This is a genomic window from Mesorhizobium sp. LSJC285A00 (assembly GCF_000503155.1).
Lineage (GTDB): Bacteria > Pseudomonadota > Alphaproteobacteria > Rhizobiales > Rhizobiaceae > Mesorhizobium.
Genome location: NZ_AYVK01000015.1, coordinates 41,665 through 62,083 on the forward strand (window position 1 = coordinate 41,665; position 20,419 = coordinate 62,083).

Below are 20,419 nucleotides of genomic sequence, written 5' to 3' on the forward strand. Positions count from 1 at the left end.
AGTTCCGGCGCGCGACGGCCGCGCAAGATGCGCGCCACCGCGGGTGGGGCCTGCAAGCGAGGGGGCTTGGTGGATAGCAAGGTGGCGAAGCAGGCTGGTTTGCCGGTTGAGGTCCGCCGCGCCGTGGCGGCGCCGGAGCGGCTTGCCGTACTGCACGGGCTTGACGCGATCGACACCGACTCCGATCCCGACTTCGATCGCATCACCGGCCTTGCCGCCGCCGTGATGCGGGCGCCGATCGCGCTCGTCACGCTGCTCGACACCGAACGACAGTGGTTCAAATCCTGTGTCGGCTTCAACGAGACCGAAACCGCGACCGACATATCGTTCTGCGCCCATACCATTGCCGCCGGCGACGAGCCCATGGTGGTGCCGGATGCCAGCATCGACCCTCGCTTCTCCCGCAACCCGCTGGTCACCGGCGAACACCATGTCCGCTTTTATGTCGGCGCGCCGATGGTGGTCGCCGGCGCGCGCGTCGGTACGGTGTGCGTACTCGACCGGGAGCCGCATGAACTTCCGTCCGCTGCCGCGCTCGATCATTTGAAATCGCTGGCCAGCCTCGCCGCCAGCCTGTTTACCCTCAAGGACGCCACCCGCAGCGGCGCCATTGCCACGGCTGCTTTGGCGCAGGAGGAAAAGCGCCGAGCCATAGCGCTCGATGCCGCCTCGCTCGCCAGTTGGGCCTGGGATATCCGCACCGACATGATCGAATGCGACGTGCGTTTGTCGGAGCTGTTCAACCTGCCGCGTTCGAACCGGCTGCGGGCGCGCGACATTTTGGCCGCCATCGACCCGCGCGACGTCTACCAGACCGAGACGCGCTTTCGCGATGCCCTGACCGGCAGCGACGACTATTTCGGCGAATACCGGGTCAAAGGCTTCGATCCGCCGCGCTGGATAGTCACCCGCGGCCGCGTCATCGAGCGCGACGGCGAAGGCAAGCCGACGCTGATCTTTGGCGTCAACTACGACATCTCGGAACGCAAGCTCGGCGAGGACCGGCAAAGGCTGCTGCTGCGCGAGCTCAACCATCGGGTCAAGAACACGCTGGCGACGGTGCAGGCGCTGGCGACGCAGACCGTTCGCCACGCTCGCCGCCCAAGCGAATTCCTGGAAGCCTTCGGCGCCAGGCTGCAGGCGCTGGGCGCTGCCCATAACCTGCTGTCGGATCGCGAATGGCGCGGCATCGGTATTCGCGAACTGATGCAGATCGAGGTCAAGCCGTTCGATTCGGCAGAACGGCCGCGCATCGTGATCTCCGGTCCGGATCTGCTGCTTTCGCCCGACCAGGCGGTGGGGCTCGGTTTGATCATGCACGAACTGGCCAGCAACGCGCTGCAATACGGATCGCTGTCGGTTGGCTCGGGGAAGGTCGATGTCGACTGGAAGGCGGCGGGCAAGAAAGGCGCGCGCCGCCTTGTGCTGACCTGGAGCGAAAGCGGCGGGCCGAAAGTCGACCCGCCGGAACGCCAGGGCTTCGGCTCTATCCTGATCCGCCGCAGCCTCGCCAAGGTTTTGTCGAGCGAAGTGACCCACGAATTCCGCAGCGAAGGCGTGTTCGCCGAAATATCGATGCCGCTTGAAGATCTGCCGGCCTAAAGCGCGTCACGCTGAAACGGATTCATACGACGCGCTTTAAGTCTTTGTTTTGATGCATGTCGTTGTCCCAGAACCGCGGCACACTTCTGGGCGACATGCATTAAAAGCGATTCCAGAAGTGCGAAGCGGTTTTCCCGGGAACAGCGTATCAGCGCGACGCGCTTTAGTCGGCTTCGCTGTCTGGATCGCCCGGATCCGGCTTGACGTTCTCGCGGTAGATGGCATAGGCCGCGAGCGCGATCATCGGGCCGAGAATGACGCCCTTCCCGCCTTTCCCCTTGAGCAAGGCCGGCAGCACGGCAAGCGCCGCGGTGATACCGAGCGCCTTCAGGTCGGCATTGCGCCTTCGCGCACGTCGGCGTGCATGCGTTCCAGCCGCAAGTTGATGAATGAGCACGATAAGCCCGGCCAGTACCAGGAAACCAGCGGCGAAGCCAAGACAGGCGGCCATCGAGCCATAACGGTCAGCCGCCCAGATGTAGGCCGCCCCCAGGAGAAACCCGAGGCCGCACAGGGCAGCCACGGCGGCGAGCCCGTAGACGATTGCCGCCGTGCGCGCGCGGCGCATGGCGGCAATGGCTTCACCCGAGGCCAAGGCCGAGATAAGCGGTGCCAGCATGCCCATCTCTGTCGAAACTAGCGCCGGGCAAGAAGCGCAAACAGGAAGCCGACGCCGGCCGCGATCGCCAGTGAAGTGACCGGCTTCTCGCGCACATTGGCCGTGATCTGGGCCTCAAGATCCTTGGCGTTGCCACGCAGGCTGTCGAAGACGGCTTCGCCCTGCGCGCGCAACTGGTCGACGCCTTCGGCAGCAGCGCGCCGCGCCGTGCCGTAACCATGTTCGCCGGTCTTGGCCAATTGCTTGGTCAACTTTTCGATATCCGCCTTCAACTGCCGAATGTCGGCTTCCAGGTCGGCGTTCGTCTGACTTTCGTTGGCGGTTTTTCCTGCGGCAGTTGCCATTCTAAACTCCTTGCGTTTGCTTGGCTTCAAACGCCCGACACACGTCATGGTTCCGAAATCGGAGACCGTATCCATGAAAGGGTGTTTGCAAGTGCGAGTCCAGCCCCAGATGGAGGCCTGCCTGTCAGATCAGTGGCCGACGGCCTTCGCTTAGGCCCTCCCAGCGCGCGAGATCCTTCAGCCCCTCCCCGTCGATCACTTCGCAACCGCCGTCGCGCCAGGCGATCAGCTTGCGATCGATGAGCTTGCGGATCGTCTTGTTGGTGTGGACCAGCGACAGGCCGAGCGTATCGGCGACATGCTGCTGGGTAATCGGGATTTGCACCGGCGCCTTGCCGTTGAGCCCGACTGCCGCCGCGCGGCTGGCGATGAAGGCAATGAGATAGGCGGTGCGCTCGACCGCCGTGCGCCGACCGACGCTGAGCAGGTTCTCGTCCAGCATGCGCTCCTCGCGCGACGCCAGCCAGGTAATGTCGTAAGCAAGGCCCGGATGGTTGCGGTAGAGCTCGTGCAGGTTTTCACGCTCGAAGACGCACAACAGCATGGGCGACAGCGCCTCGACCGAGTGCTGCATTTCGCCCATCAGGCTGCCCTGCAGCCCGATAAGATCGCCGGGCATGGAGTAGTTCAGGATCTGGCGCCTGCCGTCCGACAATAGTTTGTAGCGGAAGGCCCAGCCCGAAAGCACGGTGTAGAGATGAGCACTTTGGCTGCCTTCGACCAGCACTGTGGCGCCCTTGTCGACGGCCAGTTCGCCCTTCTTGAACATGCTGACATAGGCAAGCTCCTGCTTCTCGAATTCCCGGAACACCGGCAATGGCCGAAGCGGGCAGATCTCGCATGGGTACTGACGGCTGGAAAACGAACGACCATTCTGGCCAGACATTTCGATCCCTCTTTCGAAAGTCTCTTGCCAGAGACTGAGTGCTACGCCTTTGCAAGGCCGCGGTTCCGCTGCCGATGGCATGTCTTTTTTAAATGACAGGATAGCAAATAGCGATCATGACTCGCTACACTCCACTGAGGCGAATTCGAAGCTCGCTTGTGGAGTAGAGCCGGTGGGCGAACTTTTCGGATTAAGGCCTGACCGATCCCCCAAGGTCCGCGATGCGGTTGACTGGAGTCACTGTACCCGATGCTGCAAGAATTGAGGAGAGATTGCCAAGTGCCGCCATTGCTTGAGGGATTGCGAATTCTTGTCTTGGAGGATGAATTCCTGATCGCCATGGATGTCGAGCAGCTTTGCCGCGACCATGGCGCGAACGACGTAGTGATTGCCCGCGCTCTGGCCGAGATCGATGAGCAGAAGGTCGTTGGCGAGTTCGACGCCGCTATCGTGGACCTCATGCTGGGCGGAACGTCCACACTCGATTTCGCCGCGCGGCTGCGCCAATCGGGCCTGCCGTTTGTCTTTGCCTCCGGCTATTCGGACCCCGATGAGATCAAAGGGTCTTTTCCCGGCATCCGCCTGGTCACCAAGCCTTATTCGGGGACCGATCTCGTCGAGGCTCTGGCGGCGGCCTGCGGCCGCGCGCCAGTCTGAGATATCTTCGATGCGTATGTGTAAAGAGCCCAGGCCCGCAAACGGGCCTCCGCCGTCAGGCAGCGTTTGAACCCGTCACCTGGGACGAGATTGCGTCCGGCCCGTATTCGTCTTCACCGGAGATTTTCAGGATCTCCTGCAACCGCGTGCGGGCCCGGCTGACCCGGCTTTTGATCGTTCCGACCGCACAGCCGCAGATTTCGGCGGCCTCTTCATAGGAAAAGCCTGAAGCGCCGATGAGGATGATGGCTTCGCGCTGGTCCTCGGGGAGTTGCTCGAGCGCGCCGCGAAAATCCTTGAGGTCAAGCTGGCCGTGCTGAGCCGGATGAACGGCAAGCCTGGCCGTCATGATGCCGTCGCTGTCCTGCACCTCGCGGCCGCGCTTGCGCATCTGGGAATAGAACTCGTTGCGCAGGATGGTGAACAGCCATGCCTTGAGATTGGTGCCGGGCTGAAAGCTCTCATGCTTGTCCCAAGCCTTGACCAGCGTCTCCTGCACCAGATCGTCGGCCTTGTCGGCATTCTGCGTCAGCGACACGGCAAAGGCCCGCAGGCTCGGGATCGAGCCGAGCAGGTCGGTCTTGAACCCTTGTGAGACAGCTGCCATGCCTCAGTCCTTCTTCTGTGCAGGTTCGGCCTTTTCCAATTGGCTGAGCAACTGGGCAAAGCGATCCGGCACATTGTCCGAGACCAGCTCGTCATAATATTGTTTGAGTTTGCGGCCGATTTCCGAATTCGCCCCGAGCGGGTCGCCGGAATTGGCCCGGCGCCTGTCAGCGGCGCCAGCCAGCGTTTCTTTATTCATGTCCTTCATTTCGCCCTTAAATCCAGCGCCCCGAGCCGCCCCATTACACAACGCAAAGCGGCCCCCTCGTCTGGTTGCCCATCGCACCACAAACGTCGCCCGTACGGTTTCGTTCCACAAGTCTCGGAACTTTTTCGCAAAACCCGCGTTTGGGTGTTGGGGCTTGCAATCAGCTTGACCTGCACTCTATGCAATCACGTCATCTGAGGGAGACGTCTACCATGAGCCTTTCCGCAACCATCGCTCCGCACCTGCCGTTCCTGCGCCGCTTTTCACGCGCCGTATCCGGATCGCAGGAGAGTGGCGATGCGCTGGTAGCCGCGATGCTCGAAGCCATCATCGCCGACGTCGACATCTTCCCGCAAGCGTCAAGCGACCGCATCGCGCTCTACAAGGTATTCGCCAAACTGTTCACCTCCATTGCCATCCGCGTTCCGCAGGAGCAGGCACAATCGGCATGGGAGCAGCGCGCCGCCGCCAATCTGAACGCCATTGCGCCACGGCCACGCCAGGCTTTCCTGCTGGTCGCGGTCGAAGGCTTCGGTGAAGACGAGGCAGCTGAAATTCTCGATGTCGACGCCAAGGAATTCTCCGAACTGCTTGCCCAGGCGAGCAACGAGATCTCTCGCCAGGTGGCGACCGATGTGCTGATCATCGAGGACGAGCCGCTGATCGCCATGGACATCGAGGAAATGGTCGAGAGCCTCGGCCACCACGTGGTCGGAACCGCGCGCACCCATACCGAGGCGGTGGCGATGTTCGGCAAGACAAGGCCGAAGATGGTGCTGGCCGACATTCAGCTTGCCGATGGCAGCTCGGGTATCGATGCGGTCAACGAAATCCTGTCGTCGACTTCGGTGCCGGTAATCTTCATCACCGCCTTCCCCGAACGTCTGCTGACCGGCGAGCGGCCTGAACCGGCCTTCCTCGTCACCAAGCCGTTCAATCCCGACATGGTCAAGGCGCTGATCAGCCAAGCGCTGTTCTTCGACCGGCAGGCCAAGGCCGCCGCGTGAAGTAGGGCCTTCAATCTCCAACTTTTCGCCGCCTCGCAGCGTTGGCGGCACTGGCGATCGCCTAACCCGGCGATCGGCGGCTGCCCGTCGCGCCGTATCGCGCTCACGCGCGCGAATCAATTCGCGTCCGGGCCTCTTCCAAAGACCTTCTTTTTCGGCAAATGGTGGAACAAACAGCAATCACTCACGTTCTTGATCCAGTATCGGAAGGAGACAGATCATGCTCTACTGGGCGCTCGTATTTCTCGTCGTGGCGATCATCGCCGGCGCGCTTGGTTTCGGCGGCATCGCCGGTACCTCGGCCGGTATCGCGCAAATATTGTTCTTCATCTTTCTCGCCTTCCTCGTCATCTCGCTTCTGGCCGGCCTGTTCAGACGGGCATCGTAGGAGCGGGCGAAGAACACTGGAAGCCGCACCCCTCAAACGGTTTCCAGCCACCGCCGGGCGATGTCCTCCAACGGGACATCGTCCGGCGGACCTTTTCTGGGGACCTACTCAGGAACTGAGTCCAAGTGAATCGTTCGGTCCTGATCAGGTGGACAGGTGATTGATGCGTTCCATTGGCGGAGGCGAGAGCGGACAGGGCGACGAGGTGATCGCACTGCACCCGGCTGAAAGCGGAATGCAGCTTGGCCGGGCCTTGCTTCACGCTCTGCACAATGCCGGCATTTCCGTCCTCTATCAGGATCGTGAATTGAAGACTGTATGGGCCCGCAACATGCGTGCGCCGTGGGTTTCCGACACAGCCGACAGCAACGGCGCGTTGCCACCGGCGCAAGCTGAGCAAATCGCCGCCGCCAAAAGCAATGTGATCGCTTCCGGCAATCCGGAACGCCTTGAACTGAGTGTTCCCACCGGTGATGGCATGCGCTGGTTCCAGGTATGGGTCGATGCCGATCGGGGCCATCGCGGCGACGTTCAGGGCGTCGTCACCACGATGGTGGAAACCACCGAGCAGAAACGCCGCGAACAGACGCTGAAGACGCTGTTGCGCGAAGTCAGCCACCGCTCCAAGAACCTGTTGGCCATCATCCAGAGTATTGCCACCCAGACCGGCCGCTATTCCGAGACACCCGACGATTTCCTGAAGCGCTTTCGCGGCCGCCTGCAGTCACTGGCTTCCTCCCAGGATCTGGTAACGTCGTCGAACTGGCGGGGTGCAGCACTTCGCGAGCTTATCCGCGGCCAGGTCGTTCGCTACGGCGCCGATCCCGCGCAGAGCCTGCGCTTCAATGGCGTCAACCCCTACCTCAATCCCAACGCGGCCATTCATATTGGACTGGCAATGCACGAACTCGCCGTCAATTCATTCAGCTACGGCGCCCTGGCGCGGCCGGACGGCTTTGTCGAGGTAACCGCCGATCTGTCGAACGTCGCAGAGGCCGCAGACAAGCCGGCTTTGTCGCTGACCTGGGTCGAGGCCATTGTCGCCAATGATAACAGGCGCACCGAGAAACGCTTCGGCAGCGTTGCCCTCGAACGTGTCGTGCCGGCATCGCTGAACGGCACGGCGACGCTGGAGATCACCAGTGACCGCCTCGAATATCGCCTCGTCGTTCCGCACGGCAATTTCGAAACCGAATGAGCGGCGGGATTCCTTAACCGGCTGTTCACCATAAAATCCGATGCTGTGGTTCCCAGAGATTGCTGGATCTTGACCGATTCAACCGATGTTTCGGCCGCAGCCTGCAACGCGAGTATGGGAGGAATGATCATGACGGTTGCCGATATGAACAGGCTGGAGCAGGCCGCCCGGGTGTCCATGAGCGGCTTTCAGGATCCTGACGCTTCAGCCTCGCCTTTGCAGCACGCCTGGCATCCCTTGCTTCGCGTCGCCGCTGTCGCGCTCGTCGCCGCTGTTGTGCTGATCGTGGCGTCGCAATTGGCCTGAGCCAGATGCTCAGGTTCACGCTGCTCCCAAGCAGCCTGGCTCAGAAGCTGTCCAGCTCGTAGCCGACCAATTATTAACGCCCCTTTCGGCACAGGAACTTTGACGGCTGTGGACCGTTCTTATGGCGAGAGGACGTATCGCCGTGGAACACATCGCCGCTTTGCTTTTGGTAATTGGCTGTTCGAACAACATGACCGAATGTCGTGAACTGCCGGTGCCGGTCAGTGTTTTCGAAACCGCCGAAGCATGCACGGCAGAACGTCCATTCGCTGCCGGCGACGTGCAGGGTCAGGCCGAGCACGTCGTTGCCAAATGTCTTACGGTCGACCCCGCGCTGGAGGATGATTACGACCAGATCGTCTGGAACGTGCGCCCGGACGGCACCCTCGACGCGTCTTTGCAGATTTCCAGTGTCGTGGTCGCGTCGAACGCCACGCGCCGCGAAAAAGACTCTCTTAGCCAACAATAAGATCGAGCGGGCAAAGGCTGCTGTTTCGTGCTAAATAGCGGCTGGAGCTTACTAAAGTGAGGACAAAAGTGAGGAGAGATTCTATGCGGAAATTGATTATTGCCATGGTTGCGGTGGTCGCCGTCAGCGGCTGCAGCACGACCGAGCAGGATGTCGGTGTCGGCGCCGGTGTCGGTGCTTTGGCCGGCGGACTGATCGGCGGCGGCAAGGGTGCGCTGATCGGCGCAGCCGTTGGCGCCGGTTCCGGCCTGCTGGTGCGCAACCTGCGCAACGGCTATTGCCAGTATCGCGACAATCGCGGCCGGCTCTACACCGCTCGCTGCTGATCCGCTTCAAAAGCGTCAGACAATCGCGACGGAGACCGGTCAGCCGGTCTCCGTTTGTTTGACTGCATCAGGCTGCGGGATCCTGATTTCCACCGTAAGCCCATCGATGCGAAAATCTCGGGCAATCGTGCCGCGCAATTCGCGCGTGACATTGAGGTCGATCAGCTTGGTGCCGAAGCCGGTCTTCGCCGGCGCTTCGAGTTCCTTCTGCCCGGCCTCGCGCCAGTTCAGAACCAGCATCCGCTCGGACCCGCGCCCCTCGAACGACCAGTCGACCTTGAGCGCACCCACGGAATTGCCGGCCTCGCCATATTTCAGCGCATTCGTCGCCAGTTCGTGAAAGGTCAGGCCAAGCGCCTGCGTCGTCCTCTCGTCGAGCAGCACCTGAGGCCCTGACAATATCCCTTCCGGAAGCTCCTTGCCGAACACCTGGCCGAGCTCGATGCGCAGCAGGTCGCCAAGATCGGCCTTCTGCCAGCGCGAACGCGTCAGCATATCCTGGGAAGCCGCCATTGCCTGCAGGCGGGCTGAGAAGGAAGTTGAGAACTCCTTCACGTCGGTTGCTTGCGCTGCCGTCTGGCGCGCAATCGCCAGCACCCGCGTGATCGAATTCTTGATCCGATGCTTCATCTCCTGCAGCATCAAATCCTTTTCGAGCAGGCTTTTTTCCGTCGTTTCATGCAGCAGCGACTTGGCGTCGTAGGCGCGCTCCTGGTAGCGCGCCACCAACGCGATGGCCCCGGCCAGAAGCAGGCCGAACAGCCCGAGCATGACCGGAATGGCGCGCGAGGACGGTTGCGAAAATGCACTTGTCGGCCGGAACAGCACCGTCCACGGCCGACCGGCGACGATGATCTTGCGCGTCACCAACAGCCTGTCGCCAAAGCTCGCAACCGGCGGCGTTTCCGACTGGAACAGAAGATTGTCGGCGTCGGCCGTGCCGTCATAGACCGCGGTGTTGACCGGCAGCAAAGGCGTGCGGCTGAGCGCGGTCTGGAACAGGTCGCGGGCGCGGAAGGCCGCGTAGAGAAGGCCTGATGTCGATGATCTGGACGCATTGATACCATCCGGCGCGGTTTCGACATTGAGCCTGACGAAGACCAGGAAACCGGTAAAGGTCTGCGCCGCGCCAGTGTCCTGGCCGAGCTGGACCAGACCGCTTGCGTGCTGTGCGTCATCGGCCATCGCTTTTTCGATCGCCTCGCGCCGCACCGGCTCGGTGAACATGTCGTAGCCGATGGTGGATTCGTTGGCAGGGTCGAGCGGCTCGAACAGCACGACGGGCGTGCGCCATGGCTGTGTCGTGTCCGGATAGACCGTGTGGGCGGCGCCGCGGTCGCGCAACATGTCGCGCTCGACCGCCGCTTCGTCACCGGTCTTGGCCAGCCTGAGATAGCCGATGCCGCGCAGGCCGGCGAAATTGTTATCGACATCGAGGGCGCTGAAGAAGGCCTTGAATTCGCTACCTGAAATCTCGCCATTGCGGGCGTCGAACAGCGCCTGCGTCGAGCGCAGCAGTGACAGATGCAGATCGATACGGCTTTCGATGCGGTTGAGCGCGTCGTCGGCCGTCGCCTCGAACTTGATGCGCGCCGCTTCCTGGGTCGCGAAATAGGCGAAGCCCGCCATCGTCAGGCTGATCAGTGCAACGGCAATGAAGGCAAGGATCGGGAAAAACTTCTTCAACGCAGGCCCATGGACGGTTCGGGACCTTTATGGGCAAGTCGCCGCGGCAAGACAATGGCGCGGCCAAGCCATAATGACAGCTGGCATATCATGCATATTTAGCCGGCTTATCGATCTCGAGCATCAGTGAACATGACAGCTGACGATAGCGTGGTCTCAGGCCGCGATCTTCAGCGCACCCGGACCGGGAATGGCGCCGGGCGGACACTTTCCCAAGATGATCATGCCGAGCACTTCGTCCTGCGTCACATCGGTGGTGAGCGCGGTGCCGACGACCTGGCCGTTCTTCATTACGCAGACCCGGTCGGCAAGCTCGAACACGTCGTGAATGTCGTGGCTGATCAGGAAAATGCCGATGCCCTCGGCCTTGAGCTGCTTTACCAGTTCGCCGACCTGCGCCGTCTCCTGCGGCCCAAGCGCGGCCGTCGGTTCGTCCATGATCAGGATGCGGGCGTTGAACAGGATGGCGCGTGCGATCGCCACCGACTGGCGCTGGCCGCCCGATAGCTTGATCACGGGCTCCTTGAAGCGCTGGAAGCGCGGATTGAGCCGGCCCATCACCTTGCGCGCCTCGGCCTCCATGGCGACATCGTCGAGTGTCCCCCACGCGGTCATCAGTTCGCGGCCGAGGAAGAGGTTGGCGGCAGCGTCGACATTGTCGGCCAGCGCAAGCGTCTGGTAGATCGTTTCGATGCCGTATTTCTTGGCGTCGCGCGGATTGGAGATCGAGGCCTCCTGGCCGTTGACCAAGATCTGGCCGGCATCGCGCTTGTAGGCGCCCGACAGGATCTTGATCAGCGTCGACTTACCGGCGCCGTTGTGGCCAAGCAGCGCCACCACTTCGCCCGGGAAAAGATCGATGGACGCATCGTCGACGGCGCGAATGCCACCGAACGCGATCGAGATGTTGCGCATGTCGATCAGTGGCGTACCGGTGGGAGCAGTTTTTTCCATAATCGTTCCTCCCTAGACGCGCTTGCGGTAGACGGTGTCGAGCCAGACGGCGATGACCAGGACAGCGCCAACGACAATGCTCTGGAGCGGCGAGTCGATGCCGAGCAGCACCATGCCGGATTGCAGCGACTGCATCAGAAGCGCGCCGAGCATGGCGCCCATCACCGTTCCGGCGCCGCCCGCGAGCGACGTGCCGCCGATGACAGCGGCCGCGATCACCAAAAGCTCGTCCAGTGTGCCCAGCGCATTGGTTGACGCATTGAGACGGGCCGACGAGATCGCCGCGCTGATTGCAGCCAGCACACCCATGATCATGAACACCTTCATGGTCACCCAGCGCGTGTTGATGCCGGCGAGTTCCGCTGCCTCCGGATTGCCGCCGATGGCGAAGACATAGCGGCCGAAACGCGTGCGCTTGGTGATGAACGTCATGATGATGCCGACAATCACCGCCATCAGCACCGGTATGGCGATGCCATGCGCGATGAACAGCCCGCCTTCGGGAACGGTGATGCCGTTCTGCTGTGCGTACTGGCGCACGATGCCGATCGGCCATGGATAGGAATTGGCGATCCACACGGCGCCGAGGATGGCCGCGCAAGCGACCACGCCAAGCAGGGTCTCGGCCCAGACGGGGCGCAGTGGAAAGCTGAAGCGCTTGCGCTGCGAGCGACCGTTGAGCAGCGCGAAGGCGACCGCCGCGCAGGCGACGATGCCGACGATCCAGCTGGCAGCGGCGCCAATCGAGCCGCGTGGTCCGCCGCCCATCAGCTGGAAGGTGGCGTCGAGTGGCGCGACCGTGCGCCCGCTGGTGATGAGCCATGCCATGCCACGCCAGACCAGCAGGCCACCAAGCGTCACGATGAAGGCCGGAACCTGCATATAGGCGATGATGAAGCCCTGGAACGCGCCGATCAGCAGACCAAGCACCACGCCGGCGGCAAGCGCGACGACCCAGAGCCAGGGGTTTCCAAGCTGGAAGCCGATGACGCGAATGAGGAATTCGGCCTGTGCCACGCCCATGATCATGCCGATCACGCCTTCGACGGAGCCCACCGAAAGGTCGATGTTGCGCATGACGATGACCAGTACCATGCCGGTCGCCATGATCGCGACCGAGGACGTCTGCACCGACAGGTTCCAAAGATTGCGCGGCGTCAGGAAAAGCCCACCCGACAGGATATGTATGCCGACCCAGACGACCAGCAGCGCGCCGACCATGCCGAGCATGCGCGTGTCGAGCTCGGTCGCTTTCAGGAACCGGGCGACCGCGCCGAGTTCAGACGCTCGTGCCGTATCGGCCTGCGGATTTGAGGTCGTGTCGGTCATGATGTCCTCCAGCGGCTTGCCGTCTGGCGCGGATGCCGGACCACAGCCTAGAAGTTTGCCGCCGATGGCGGAAACACACAATTCTCGTAGAGAAAACGCCGCGGCTTGACAGCCGCGGCGCCTCATTTCTTCAAGTCGTCGAGATCAGTTGCAAGCCGCGACGCTGCCGGCGGCGACGCCCGTGCAGACTTCGTCCTTCTTGATCCAGCCGGCGTCGATGACGACGTTGAGGTTGTCCTTGGTGATCGCGACGGGGGTCAGGAACAGCGACTTGACGGTGTTGCCGCCAGGCGTGGTGAAGTCCTTGGCGCCGGCAATGTCGCCCGTCTTCTTGCCATCGGCAAGCTGCGAGGCGATCTCGGCGGCGTTCTTGCCGAGTTCGCGCGCGTCCTTCCACACCGACACCGTCTGCGTGCCGAGTGCGATGCGGTTCAGAGCGGCATGGTCGCCATCCTGGCCCGAGACCGGAACCGTTCCGGCGAGGCCCTGCGCCGTCAGCGCGGCGACAACGCCGCCGGCGGTGCCGTCATTGGCCGCAACCACGGCATCGACCTTGTTGTCGTTGGCGGTCAGGAACTGTTCCATGTTCTTCTGGGCGTTGGCCGGCAGCCAGCCATCGGTATAGGCCTCGCCGACATTCTTGATCTTGCCCGAGTCGATGGCTTCCTTGAGCACTTCCATCGAGCCCGAGAACAGGAAATCGGCATTCGGATCCGAGCCAGAGCCCTTGATGAAGACATAGTTGCCTTCGGGCTTCGCCTTGAACACTTCGCGGGCCTGCATGCGGCCGACTTCCTTGTTGTCGAAGGTCAGGTAGAAGACGTCCTTGTTCTCGATCAGGCGGTCATAGCCGACGACCGGAATGCCTTCGTCCAGCGCCTTCTGCACCGCCGGGCCGATGGCCGAGGCGTCCTGCGCCAGGATGATCAGCGAGTTGGCGCCCTGCGAGATCAGGCTTTCGACGTCGGTCAGCTGCTTGCCGGGATTGGACTGCGCGTCGGCGGAAATGTACTTGTCGCCGGCAGCCTCGATCGCCGTTTTCATCGCCGCCTCGTCGGTCTTCCAGCGCTCTTCCTGGAAGTTCGACCACGACACGCCGATGACCTTGTCCTTCGCCTGCGCGACCGAGACCAGCGCCAGCGACATGGCGACGCCCGCCAGCATGGCGGCTGCAAATCTGTTCATTATAACCCTCCCTGCGCCGCGCACGGCGCGACAAAACCGGCCCGAAGGCCTGCACACAGAGGCTCCATTTTTTCGAGCCTCGAAAAAATACTGGTTCAATGATAAAGCGCTGTCAACATCGATTCTGATGGTTTCTGATGGCCTTGCCGAATTTTTTCGAGCTCCGCAATAAACAATGACAGGGCTGCCGGCGTCTGCCAATATTTGGCTGGTGCCGTCGAACGCCTTCACTATCATGAGGCGCGAGGAGGCCGGGAGGAAACAAATGTCGGTTGGAATCCGCCACGACGATCTGCGCCGTCGCAACCGCGCGATGGTGATTTCGGCCGTGCGCCGGGCCGGCCAGCCGTCGCGGACCGAGATTGCGGCGACCACCGGCCTCAGCCATTCGACCATATCGGCAATCTCGTCTGATCTGATTCAAGAAGGCATCCTGATTGAAGGCAAGCCTGGCGAGACCGGCTCGCTGAAACGCGGCCGGCCGCAGGTCGGCCTTGGCCTCAATCCGGAAGCGGCGGCGGTGATGACCGTGGTGCTGTCGCTGAACTTCCTCTCCGTCACCGTCATCGACTATGCCGGCCAGGTGGTCGCGGAAGAACAGCGCCGGCTCGACACGCTGACCATGCCGCGCGACGAACTGATCGGCGAATGCGTAGCAATCGTCCGGCGGCGTCTCGAGGACCCGGACCTGGACGTCCAGAGCATCGCCCGCATTGCCATGGGCATCCAGGGCATCACCGATTCGCAGGCGCGGGCCATGCTGTGGTCGCCAATCACGCCACTGACCGACATTGCCTTCGCCGACATGTTGGAAGCGGAATTCGGCATTCCGGCCACCATGGAGAACGACTGCAATATGATGGCGGTGGCGCTGCAATGGCGCCAGCCCGAGCGCTACCGCGACAATTTTATCGCCATCCTCTTGTCGCACGGCATCGGCATGGGACTGGTGCTGAAAGGCGAACTGTTCACCGGCACCCATTCCTCGGGCGGCGAGTTCGGCCACATGATCCACCGTCCGGGCGGCGCGCTCTGCCGCTGCGGGCGGCGCGGCTGCGTCGAGGCCTATGCCGGAAACTACGCCATCTGGCGCAGCGCCAGAATGATGAGCGAAGATGCCGAGCCGGTCGATATCGGCGACGCTGATATGCGCGCACTCGCCGCGCGCGCCCGCGAAACCGATGGCCCGGAGCGCGAAGCCTATCGCAGGGCCGGTGAGGCGCTCGGCTTCGGCCTCGGCAGCCTGTTTGCTCTGATCGATCCGGCACCCGTCGCCATGGTCGGCGTCAGCGCTGCCGCCTTCGACCTGATCGAACCGGCATTGCGCGAAGCGATCGCCCAGACCGCCGGCGGCCAGCACTCGAAATCGATCTCCTTCGACACCGAGCCCAACGAGCTGCCGCTGATCCGCGAAGGCTGTGCCATGCGCGCGCTCGGCTTCGTCGACCAGGAGATTTTCGCGCCGGGCATTCAGGCAAAATCCGGCAAGCATGTCGCCTGAATGGCCGGCAACGGCGCGACGCGCAGCATCCTAGTCTTCCCTGATAGCGTAGCCGGCGCCGCGAATGGTACGGATGACATCCGGCATGCGGCCGTTGTTGACGGCCTTGCGCAGCCGCCCGACATGCACGTCGACGGTTCGCTCGTCAATATAGATCGTCTCGCCCCAGACATTGTCGAGCAGCTGGCTGCGCGAGAACACGCGGCCGGGATGGCGCATCATGAATTCGAGCAGCCGGAACTCGGTCGGTCCGAGCCTGATCTCGCTCTTCTTGCGGTAGACCCGGTGCGATTCTCGATCGAGCACGATGTCGCCGACCTTGAGCACGCTGGACAGCACTTCCGGCTTGGCCCGGCGCAGCAGCGCTTTCACGCGCGCCATGAACTCCGGCGTCGAGAATGGCTTGACCAGATAGTCGTCGGCACCGGTGGACAGGCCGCGCACGCGATCGCTTTCCTCACCGCGCGCGGTCAGCATGATGATCGGCAGCCGCTCGGTTTCGGGCCGCACTCTAAGCCGCCGACAGAGCTCGATGCCGGAAACAGCGGGCACCATCCAGTCGAGCACCAGGAGATCGGGCACGTTTTCCTGCAGGCGGATCTCGGCCTCGTCGCCGCGTGTCACCACCTCGACGTGATAGCCTTCGGATTCGAGGTTGTAGCGGAGGAGCACGCCTAGCGGCTCCTCGTCCTCCACGACCATGATGCGTGGCGCGATCATAGGCAGTTCACCCTCATCAGGCCGGCGTGGCCATCGCCGTCTCGTCCTGCTTCGGACGATTGGCGGGCAATTGCTGGCCGGTCAGCACATAATACGCATTTTCGGCGATGTTGGTGACATGATCGCCGATGCGCTCAAGATTCTTGGCGCAGAACAAGAGATGCGTGCAGGCGGTGATGTTGCGAGGGTCTTCCATCATGTAGGTCAAGAGCTCACGAAACACGGACGTGTATTTGACGTCGATGCGCTCGTCGTCATTCCTGAGTTTTGCAAGAGCTGCCGCATCGGTGGCGGCATATTCCTCGACGACGCCTTGCACCTGGATCAGCACCAGTTGCGCCATGGCATCGATGGAGTGCGAGAGGTCGCGCGGCGTGACGCTCAAGCCCACGGTGCCGACGCGTTTGGCGATGTTCTTGGCGAGATCGCCGATGCGCTCGAGGTCGCCGGCCATGCGGATCGAGCCGACCACGGCGCGCAGATCGTTGGCCATCGGCTGGCGCTTGGCGATCAGCGTGATGGCGCGGTCGTCCAGTTCGCGCTGGCGCGCATCCATGATGGCGTCGTCGGAAACGACACGCTGTGCCAGCGCATTGTCCGAATTGAGCAGCGCCCTGGTCGAGCCGCTGACCATCGAGCCTGCCAGATCGCCCATGTCGCGGATCAGCTTGCTGATCTGCCCGAGCTCTTCATCGAAGGAGGCGACGGTATGTTCACCCATGATCTTGGTCCTCGTGCCTGAAAATTCACCCGCCGGACGGCTCAGCCGAAGCGGCCGGTAATGTAGTCCTGGGTGCGCTTGTCGTCGGGGTTGGTGAACATCTTGTCGGTGGCGCCCTCCTCGACGAGATAGCCGAGATGGAACATCGCCGTGCGCTGCGACACGCGCGCCGCCTGCTGCATCGAGTGGGTGACGATGACGATCGTGTAGTTCTGGCGCAGTTCGTCGATCAGCTCCTCGACACGGGCGGTGGCGATCGGATCGAGCGCCGAGCAGGGCTCGTCCATCAGGATCACCTCCGGCGACACGGCGATGGCGCGCGCGATGCACAGGCGCTGCTGCTGGCCGCCGGACAGGCCGGTGCCGGGCTCCTGCAGGCGGTCCTTGACCTCGTTCCAGATCGCCGCCTTCTTCAGGCTCTGCTCGACGATCTGGTCCATGTCGGACTTGCGCTTGGCCAGCCCATGGATGCGCGGGCCGTAGGCGACGTTCTCGTAGATCGACTTCGGGAACGGGTTGGGTTTCTGGAACACCATGCCGACGCGGGCGCGCAGTTCGACGACATCGATGTTCTTGTCGTAGATGTCGTCTTCATCGAGCGTGATCTTGCCGGTCACCCGCGCCGAATCGATGGTGTCGTTCATGCGGTTGAGGCAGCGCAGGAAGGTCGACTTGCCGCAGCCGGACGGGCCGATCAGCGCCGTCACCTGGTTCTGGCGGACGTCGAGATTGACGTCGAACAACGCCTGCTTCTCGCCGTAGAAGACGCCGACCTTGTCGCCGCGCATCTTGATGACTTCGTTCGACTTGGCGTTCATTTTGTCGCCCACTGCATTCTCAAGGGACTGTTCGGTCATGATGTTCATACCAAATTGCCTTTTTTCTACCAGCGCCGCTCGAAGCGGCGCCGGAGCACGATCGCGGTGATGTTCATGGCCATGAGGAAGACGAGCAGGATGATGATGGCGCCGGACATGCGCTCGACAAAAGCGCGCTCAGCCTCGTTTGCCCACATATAGATCTGAACCGGCAGCGCGGTCGCCGGATCGAAAGGCGTCGTCGGATAATCGGCGACGAAAGCGACCATGCCGATCAAGAGCAGCGGTGCTGTCTCGCCGAGCGCACGCGCCAGGCCGATGATGGTGCCGGTAAGGATGCCTGGGGCGGCAAGCGGCAGGATGTGATGGAACACCATCTGCATCTTGGAGGCGCCGAGACCTAGGGCCGCCGAGCGGATCGACGGCGGCACCGCGGCGAGGGCGGCGCGCGTGGTGATGATTATGGTCGGCAATGTCATCAAGGTCAGCACCAGGCCGCCGACGAAGGAAGCCGAGCGCGGCATGCCGAGGAAGTTGATGAACACGGCAAGGCCAAGCAGACCGAAGACGATCGACGGCACCGCCGCGAGATTGTTGATGTTGACTTCGATCAGGTCCGTAAAGCGGTTCTTCTTGGCGAATTCCTCCAGATAGATGGAGGCGGCGACGCCGATCGGCAGCGCCAGCAACAGCACGATCACCATCATGTAGAACGAGCCGATGATCGCCACGCCCATGCCCGACGTTTCGGGCCGGCTGGAGGCGCCATAGGTGAACAGGCCGGTGTTGAAATGCTCGGCCATCACGCCGTCGGCTTTAAGCTTGTTCATCCAGTCGATCTGCTGGTTGGACACCTTGCGGCGCGCTTCATCGACGCCGAGGTCGATCTGGCCCTTGAAGGCCGAGTCGAGGTTCGCGGCAGCCAGGATGTCGACGTCACGCGTCCTGCCGATCACCGACGGATCGGCGGAGACGATGTCGCGCAGCTGGACGCGGGCGCCTTCCGACAGGAAGCCCTTGAGCTTCAGCATCATCGGCTTGTTGGCCGGATCGATGCCGAGCTTGGCCACCAGCGCGTTTTCGGCGAGCTTGGGATAGTTCGCCTTGATCAGCACGGTAGGGTCGGTCGCGCGCTTGCCGGAGGGATCGATCACCTTCTCGTCGAAGGTGACCGGCAGCGTCACCGTCGTCTGCCAGAAGGCGGTGTAGCCTTTCGAGACGATGGTGATCAGCATGATGGCCAGGAACGCCAGGCCCACCGAGATCGCAATCACGCCATAGATGCGGAACCGGCGTTCGGCGGCATAGCGCGCCTTCAGCCCGATGTCGCGGCGCGGTCGCGCGACGGCGCCCGCCATCGTGTCCAGGGGGATGTCGGTCATTCGTACTGCTCCCGGTACTTGCGCACGATGTAGAGGGCGACGATGTTCATCACCAGCGTCAGCGCGAACAGCGTCAGGCCGAGCGCGAAGGCGACCAGCGTCTGCGGCGAGTTGAACTCGAGGTCGCCGGTCAGTTGGTTGACGATCTTGACGGTGATGGTCGTCATCGCCTCGAACGGATTGGCCGTCAGATTGGCGGCGACGCCCGCCGCCAGCACGACGATCATCGTCTCGCCGATGGCGCGCGACGCCGTCAACAGGATGGCGCCGACGATGCCGGGCAGTGCCGCCGGCAGGATCACCCGCTTGATCGTCTCGGAGCGGGTGGCGCCGAGGCCGAGCGAGCCGTCACGCATTGCGCGCGGCACCGCGGTGATGATGTCGTCGGACAAAGAGGACACGACCGGGATCAGCATGACGCCCATCACCAGACCGGCGGTGAAGATGCTCTGGCCCTGGATGAAGGGCGAGCCGCCGGTGAGTGCCGCCGACAGGTCGCGCAAGAACGGTCCGAGCGTGACAACGGCGAAGATGCCGTAGACGATGGTCGGAATGCCGGCCAGCAGTTCCAACGCCGGCTTGACCACCGAGCGCACACCGCGCGAGGCATATTCGGACATGTAGACCGCCGACATCAGCCCGACCGGCACTGCCACCAGAAGGGCGACGGCGGCGATGTAGAGCGTGCCGGCGAGTAGCGGGATCAGGCCGAACTGACCCTGGCTGCCGCCGGAACCGGCGGCGGCGAAACGCGGATCCCACACCGTGCCGAAGAAGAAGCTCATCGGCGATACGCTCTCGAAGAAGGTGATCGTCTGGAACAGCATCGACAGCACGATGCCGACCGTGGTCAGGATGGCGATGGTCGAGGCCGCAAGCAGCCCCCACAGCATCAGCTTCTCGACATTGTTGCGCGCCCTGGCGCGCGGCGCGATCTGCCTCAGCGCATAGAAGGCGCCGGCGACCGACAGCGCGAAGGTCAGCACGGCGCCGAACAGGCCGAGCCGGTCCTGGACCTGGTTCGCCTCGACCGCGATCGGGATCATATAGTCCTGTGTGTCGCTGGCCAGTGCCACGCCCTTGGCGGCGAGCAGCGGCTGCAATTCGGCGAAAGTAGCGGGAAGTGCGGTATCGCCATCGAGCGGGCGCAGGCCCTTGGCCAGGCTCTTCACCAGGCTGGCGTCGAGCGCTTCGCTGGCCACCTTTGTGTCGGCGGTGCGCTCGGGCAAAGCGGCATGGATGTGCCGGTCGAGATAGAAGGAAGAGCCGATATCCCAGACGGCGAGCAGCAGGACGGCAGGCAGGACCGCGAGCAGAAAGGCCCACCAGCCATGATAATGCGCGCGCGAATGCGGCTTGACCTTGCCGGTATCCTGCGCCGCTGCGCGCTGGCGGCCGATCACAAAAGCGACCACGCCTATGGCGATGACTATGGCGAGTACGAGCAAGGACGACATCACCCACCCCAGGGAAAATTCAGATCGCCGCCACCGTTGCGGCAAGCGGC

23 protein-coding genes are annotated in these 20,419 nt (G+C 62.8%); 9 read left to right on the plus strand and 14 right to left on the minus strand.

Annotated features, from left to right (window positions below; translation table 11 throughout):
• Nucleotides 1–69: 69 nt before the first annotated feature.
• Nucleotides 70–1,602, plus strand: coding sequence for an HWE histidine kinase domain-containing protein (locus X726_RS154130; RefSeq protein WP_023670090.1), 1,533 nt, complete (start codon nucleotides 70–72; stop codon nucleotides 1,600–1,602).
• A gap of 163 nt (nucleotides 1,603–1,765) precedes the next feature.
• On the opposite strand, the gene X726_RS154125 is transcribed toward X726_RS154130, so the two are convergent.
• From X726_RS154125 to X726_RS154115, 3 genes are all read right to left on the minus strand, one after another.
• Nucleotides 1,766–2,227 (minus strand): hypothetical protein, encoded by a 462-nt coding sequence (locus X726_RS154125; protein ID WP_023670091.1) that lies wholly within the window; start codon nucleotides 2,225–2,227, stop codon nucleotides 1,766–1,768.
• Between the two features lie 11 nt (nucleotides 2,228–2,238).
• Nucleotides 2,239–2,565 carry a DUF883 family protein gene (locus tag X726_RS154120; protein WP_023670092.1) on the minus strand — a complete coding sequence of 109 codons (327 nt, stop codon included), beginning with the start codon at nucleotides 2,563–2,565 and terminating at the stop codon, nucleotides 2,239–2,241.
• A 124-nt stretch (nucleotides 2,566–2,689) separates the two neighbouring features.
• Complete coding sequence (locus X726_RS154115) at nucleotides 2,690–3,451, minus strand: Crp/Fnr family transcriptional regulator (protein ID WP_023670093.1); 762 nt, start codon at nucleotides 3,449–3,451, stop codon at nucleotides 2,690–2,692.
• A gap of 339 nt (nucleotides 3,452–3,790) precedes the next feature.
• On the opposite strand from X726_RS154115, the gene X726_RS154110 reads away from it, so the two are divergent.
• Nucleotides 3,791–4,108: a response regulator gene (locus X726_RS154110; RefSeq protein WP_050485906.1), complete on the plus strand. Its 318-nt coding sequence runs from the start codon at nucleotides 3,791–3,793 to the stop codon at nucleotides 4,106–4,108.
• Nucleotides 4,109–4,163: 55 nt separating this feature from the next.
• Here X726_RS154110 and X726_RS154105 read toward each other — a convergent pair whose 3' ends face one another.
• Together X726_RS154105 and X726_RS154100 are read right to left on the minus strand one after the other, a co-directional pair.
• Entirely contained in the window at nucleotides 4,164–4,715 is a 552-nt protein-coding gene (locus X726_RS154105) for a sigma-70 family RNA polymerase sigma factor (protein ID WP_023670095.1), read from the minus strand.
• A gap of 3 nt (nucleotides 4,716–4,718) precedes the next feature.
• Nucleotides 4,719–4,922 (minus strand): NepR family anti-sigma factor, encoded by a 204-nt coding sequence (locus tag X726_RS154100; RefSeq protein WP_023670096.1) that lies wholly within the window; start codon nucleotides 4,920–4,922, stop codon nucleotides 4,719–4,721.
• 212 nt (nucleotides 4,923–5,134) lie between these two features.
• Here X726_RS154100 and X726_RS154095 point away from each other — a divergent pair, with 212 nt between their 5' ends.
• From X726_RS154095 to X726_RS154070, 6 genes are all read left to right on the plus strand, one after another.
• Nucleotides 5,135–5,929 (plus strand): response regulator, encoded by a 795-nt coding sequence (locus X726_RS154095; protein ID WP_023670097.1) that lies wholly within the window; start codon nucleotides 5,135–5,137, stop codon nucleotides 5,927–5,929.
• 220 nt (nucleotides 5,930–6,149) lie between these two features.
• Entirely contained in the window at nucleotides 6,150–6,317 is a 168-nt protein-coding gene (locus X726_RS1000000168930; protein WP_023670098.1) for a DUF1328 domain-containing protein, read from the plus strand.
• A gap of 163 nt (nucleotides 6,318–6,480) precedes the next feature.
• A complete protein-coding gene (locus tag X726_RS154085) occupies nucleotides 6,481–7,515 on the plus strand; it encodes a PAS domain-containing sensor histidine kinase (RefSeq protein WP_023670099.1) in 1,035 nt (344 codons plus the stop codon).
• 129 nt (nucleotides 7,516–7,644) lie between these two features.
• Nucleotides 7,645–7,821, plus strand: a complete 177-nt coding sequence (locus X726_RS1000000171105) for a hypothetical protein (RefSeq protein ID WP_023670100.1) — start codon at nucleotides 7,645–7,647, stop codon at nucleotides 7,819–7,821.
• Nucleotides 7,822–7,963: 142 nt separating this feature from the next.
• On the plus strand, nucleotides 7,964–8,290 hold the full coding sequence (locus tag X726_RS154075; RefSeq protein ID WP_023670101.1) for a hypothetical protein: 327 nt from the start codon (nucleotides 7,964–7,966) through the stop codon (nucleotides 8,288–8,290).
• An 83-nt stretch (nucleotides 8,291–8,373) separates the two neighbouring features.
• Nucleotides 8,374–8,616: a YMGG-like glycine zipper-containing protein gene (locus tag X726_RS154070; protein ID WP_023670102.1), complete on the plus strand. Its 243-nt coding sequence runs from the start codon at nucleotides 8,374–8,376 to the stop codon at nucleotides 8,614–8,616.
• A gap of 39 nt (nucleotides 8,617–8,655) precedes the next feature.
• On the opposite strand, the gene X726_RS154065 is transcribed toward X726_RS154070, so the two are convergent.
• From X726_RS154065 to xylF, 4 genes are all read right to left on the minus strand, one after another.
• A complete protein-coding gene (locus X726_RS154065) occupies nucleotides 8,656–10,302 on the minus strand; it encodes a CHASE domain-containing protein (protein WP_023670103.1) in 1,647 nt (548 codons plus the stop codon).
• A gap of 156 nt (nucleotides 10,303–10,458) precedes the next feature.
• The gene (locus tag X726_RS154060) at nucleotides 10,459–11,256 is read right to left on the minus strand and encodes an ATP-binding cassette domain-containing protein (protein WP_023670104.1); all 798 of its coding nucleotides are present in this window, start codon (nucleotides 11,254–11,256) and stop codon (nucleotides 10,459–10,461) included.
• A 12-nt stretch (nucleotides 11,257–11,268) separates the two neighbouring features.
• Complete coding sequence (locus X726_RS154055; RefSeq protein WP_023670105.1) at nucleotides 11,269–12,585, minus strand: sugar ABC transporter permease; 1,317 nt, start codon at nucleotides 12,583–12,585, stop codon at nucleotides 11,269–11,271.
• Between the two features lie 144 nt (nucleotides 12,586–12,729).
• Nucleotides 12,730–13,770, minus strand: coding sequence for a D-xylose ABC transporter substrate-binding protein (xylF, locus tag X726_RS154050; protein ID WP_023670106.1), 1,041 nt, complete (start codon nucleotides 13,768–13,770; stop codon nucleotides 12,730–12,732).
• 265 nt (nucleotides 13,771–14,035) lie between these two features.
• Between xylF and X726_RS154045 the strand changes: the two genes are divergently transcribed.
• Complete coding sequence (locus X726_RS154045; protein ID WP_023670107.1) at nucleotides 14,036–15,271, plus strand: ROK family protein; 1,236 nt, start codon at nucleotides 14,036–14,038, stop codon at nucleotides 15,269–15,271.
• A gap of 30 nt (nucleotides 15,272–15,301) precedes the next feature.
• On the opposite strand, the gene phoB is transcribed toward X726_RS154045, so the two are convergent.
• The 5 genes from phoB to pstC are packed head-to-tail and all read right to left on the minus strand — an operon-like array spanning nucleotide 15,302 to nucleotide 20,369.
• Nucleotides 15,302–15,991, minus strand: coding sequence for a phosphate regulon transcriptional regulator PhoB (gene phoB, locus X726_RS154040; RefSeq protein ID WP_031193203.1), 690 nt, complete (start codon nucleotides 15,989–15,991; stop codon nucleotides 15,302–15,304).
• 16 nt (nucleotides 15,992–16,007) lie between these two features.
• Nucleotides 16,008–16,712: a phosphate signaling complex protein PhoU gene (gene phoU / locus X726_RS154035; RefSeq protein WP_023670109.1), complete on the minus strand. Its 705-nt coding sequence runs from the start codon at nucleotides 16,710–16,712 to the stop codon at nucleotides 16,008–16,010.
• Nucleotides 16,713–16,753: 41 nt separating this feature from the next.
• A complete protein-coding gene (gene pstB / locus X726_RS154030) occupies nucleotides 16,754–17,578 on the minus strand; it encodes a phosphate ABC transporter ATP-binding protein PstB (protein WP_023670110.1) in 825 nt (274 codons plus the stop codon).
• 17 nt (nucleotides 17,579–17,595) lie between these two features.
• Nucleotides 17,596–18,912 carry a phosphate ABC transporter permease PstA gene (pstA, locus tag X726_RS154025; protein WP_023670111.1) on the minus strand — a complete coding sequence of 439 codons (1,317 nt, stop codon included), beginning with the start codon at nucleotides 18,910–18,912 and terminating at the stop codon, nucleotides 17,596–17,598.
• A complete protein-coding gene (gene pstC, locus X726_RS154020) occupies nucleotides 18,909–20,369 on the minus strand; it encodes a phosphate ABC transporter permease subunit PstC (protein WP_023670112.1) in 1,461 nt (486 codons plus the stop codon). The genes pstA and pstC overlap by 4 nt, the downstream gene beginning before the upstream one ends.
• Between the last annotated feature and the right edge of the window lie 50 nt (nucleotides 20,370–20,419).

Bases quoted from the DNA above. Each gene is read 5' to 3' on its own strand.
- pstC (WP_023670112.1), bottom strand. From the start codon at position 20,369: ATGTCGTCCTTGCTCGTACTCGCCATAGTCATCGCCATAGGCGTGGTC.
- X726_RS154085 (WP_023670099.1), top strand. From the start codon at position 6,481: ATGCGTTCCATTGGCGGAGGCGAGAGCGGACAGGGCGACGAGGTGATC.
- X726_RS154095 (WP_023670097.1), top strand. From the start codon at position 5,135: ATGAGCCTTTCCGCAACCATCGCTCCGCACCTGCCGTTCCTGCGCCGC.
- xylF (WP_023670106.1), bottom strand. From the start codon at position 13,770: ATGAACAGATTTGCAGCCGCCATGCTGGCGGGCGTCGCCATGTCGCTG.
- X726_RS154100 (WP_023670096.1), bottom strand. From the start codon at position 4,922: ATGAAGGACATGAATAAAGAAACGCTGGCTGGCGCCGCTGACAGGCGC.
- X726_RS154060 (WP_023670104.1), bottom strand. From the start codon at position 11,256: ATGGAAAAAACTGCTCCCACCGGTACGCCACTGATCGACATGCGCAAC.
- pstA (WP_023670111.1), bottom strand. From the start codon at position 18,912: ATGACCGACATCCCCCTGGACACGATGGCGGGCGCCGTCGCGCGACCG.
- X726_RS1000000168930 (WP_023670098.1), top strand. From the start codon at position 6,150: ATGCTCTACTGGGCGCTCGTATTTCTCGTCGTGGCGATCATCGCCGGC.
- X726_RS154055 (WP_023670105.1), bottom strand. From the start codon at position 12,585: ATGACCGACACGACCTCAAATCCGCAGGCCGATACGGCACGAGCGTCT.
- X726_RS1000000171105 (WP_023670100.1), top strand. From the start codon at position 7,645: ATGACGGTTGCCGATATGAACAGGCTGGAGCAGGCCGCCCGGGTGTCC.
- X726_RS154070 (WP_023670102.1), top strand. From the start codon at position 8,374: ATGCGGAAATTGATTATTGCCATGGTTGCGGTGGTCGCCGTCAGCGGC.
- pstB (WP_023670110.1), bottom strand. From the start codon at position 17,578: ATGAACATCATGACCGAACAGTCCCTTGAGAATGCAGTGGGCGACAAA.
- X726_RS154120 (WP_023670092.1), bottom strand. From the start codon at position 2,565: ATGGCAACTGCCGCAGGAAAAACCGCCAACGAAAGTCAGACGAACGCC.
- X726_RS154105 (WP_023670095.1), bottom strand. From the start codon at position 4,715: ATGGCAGCTGTCTCACAAGGGTTCAAGACCGACCTGCTCGGCTCGATC.
- X726_RS154045 (WP_023670107.1), top strand. From the start codon at position 14,036: ATGTCGGTTGGAATCCGCCACGACGATCTGCGCCGTCGCAACCGCGCG.
- phoU (WP_023670109.1), bottom strand. From the start codon at position 16,712: ATGGGTGAACATACCGTCGCCTCCTTCGATGAAGAGCTCGGGCAGATC.
- X726_RS154115 (WP_023670093.1), bottom strand. From the start codon at position 3,451: ATGTCTGGCCAGAATGGTCGTTCGTTTTCCAGCCGTCAGTACCCATGC.
- X726_RS154110 (WP_050485906.1), top strand. From the start codon at position 3,791: ATGGATGTCGAGCAGCTTTGCCGCGACCATGGCGCGAACGACGTAGTG.
- X726_RS154125 (WP_023670091.1), bottom strand. From the start codon at position 2,227: ATGGGCATGCTGGCACCGCTTATCTCGGCCTTGGCCTCGGGTGAAGCC.
- phoB (WP_031193203.1), bottom strand. From the start codon at position 15,991: ATGATCGCGCCACGCATCATGGTCGTGGAGGACGAGGAGCCGCTAGGC.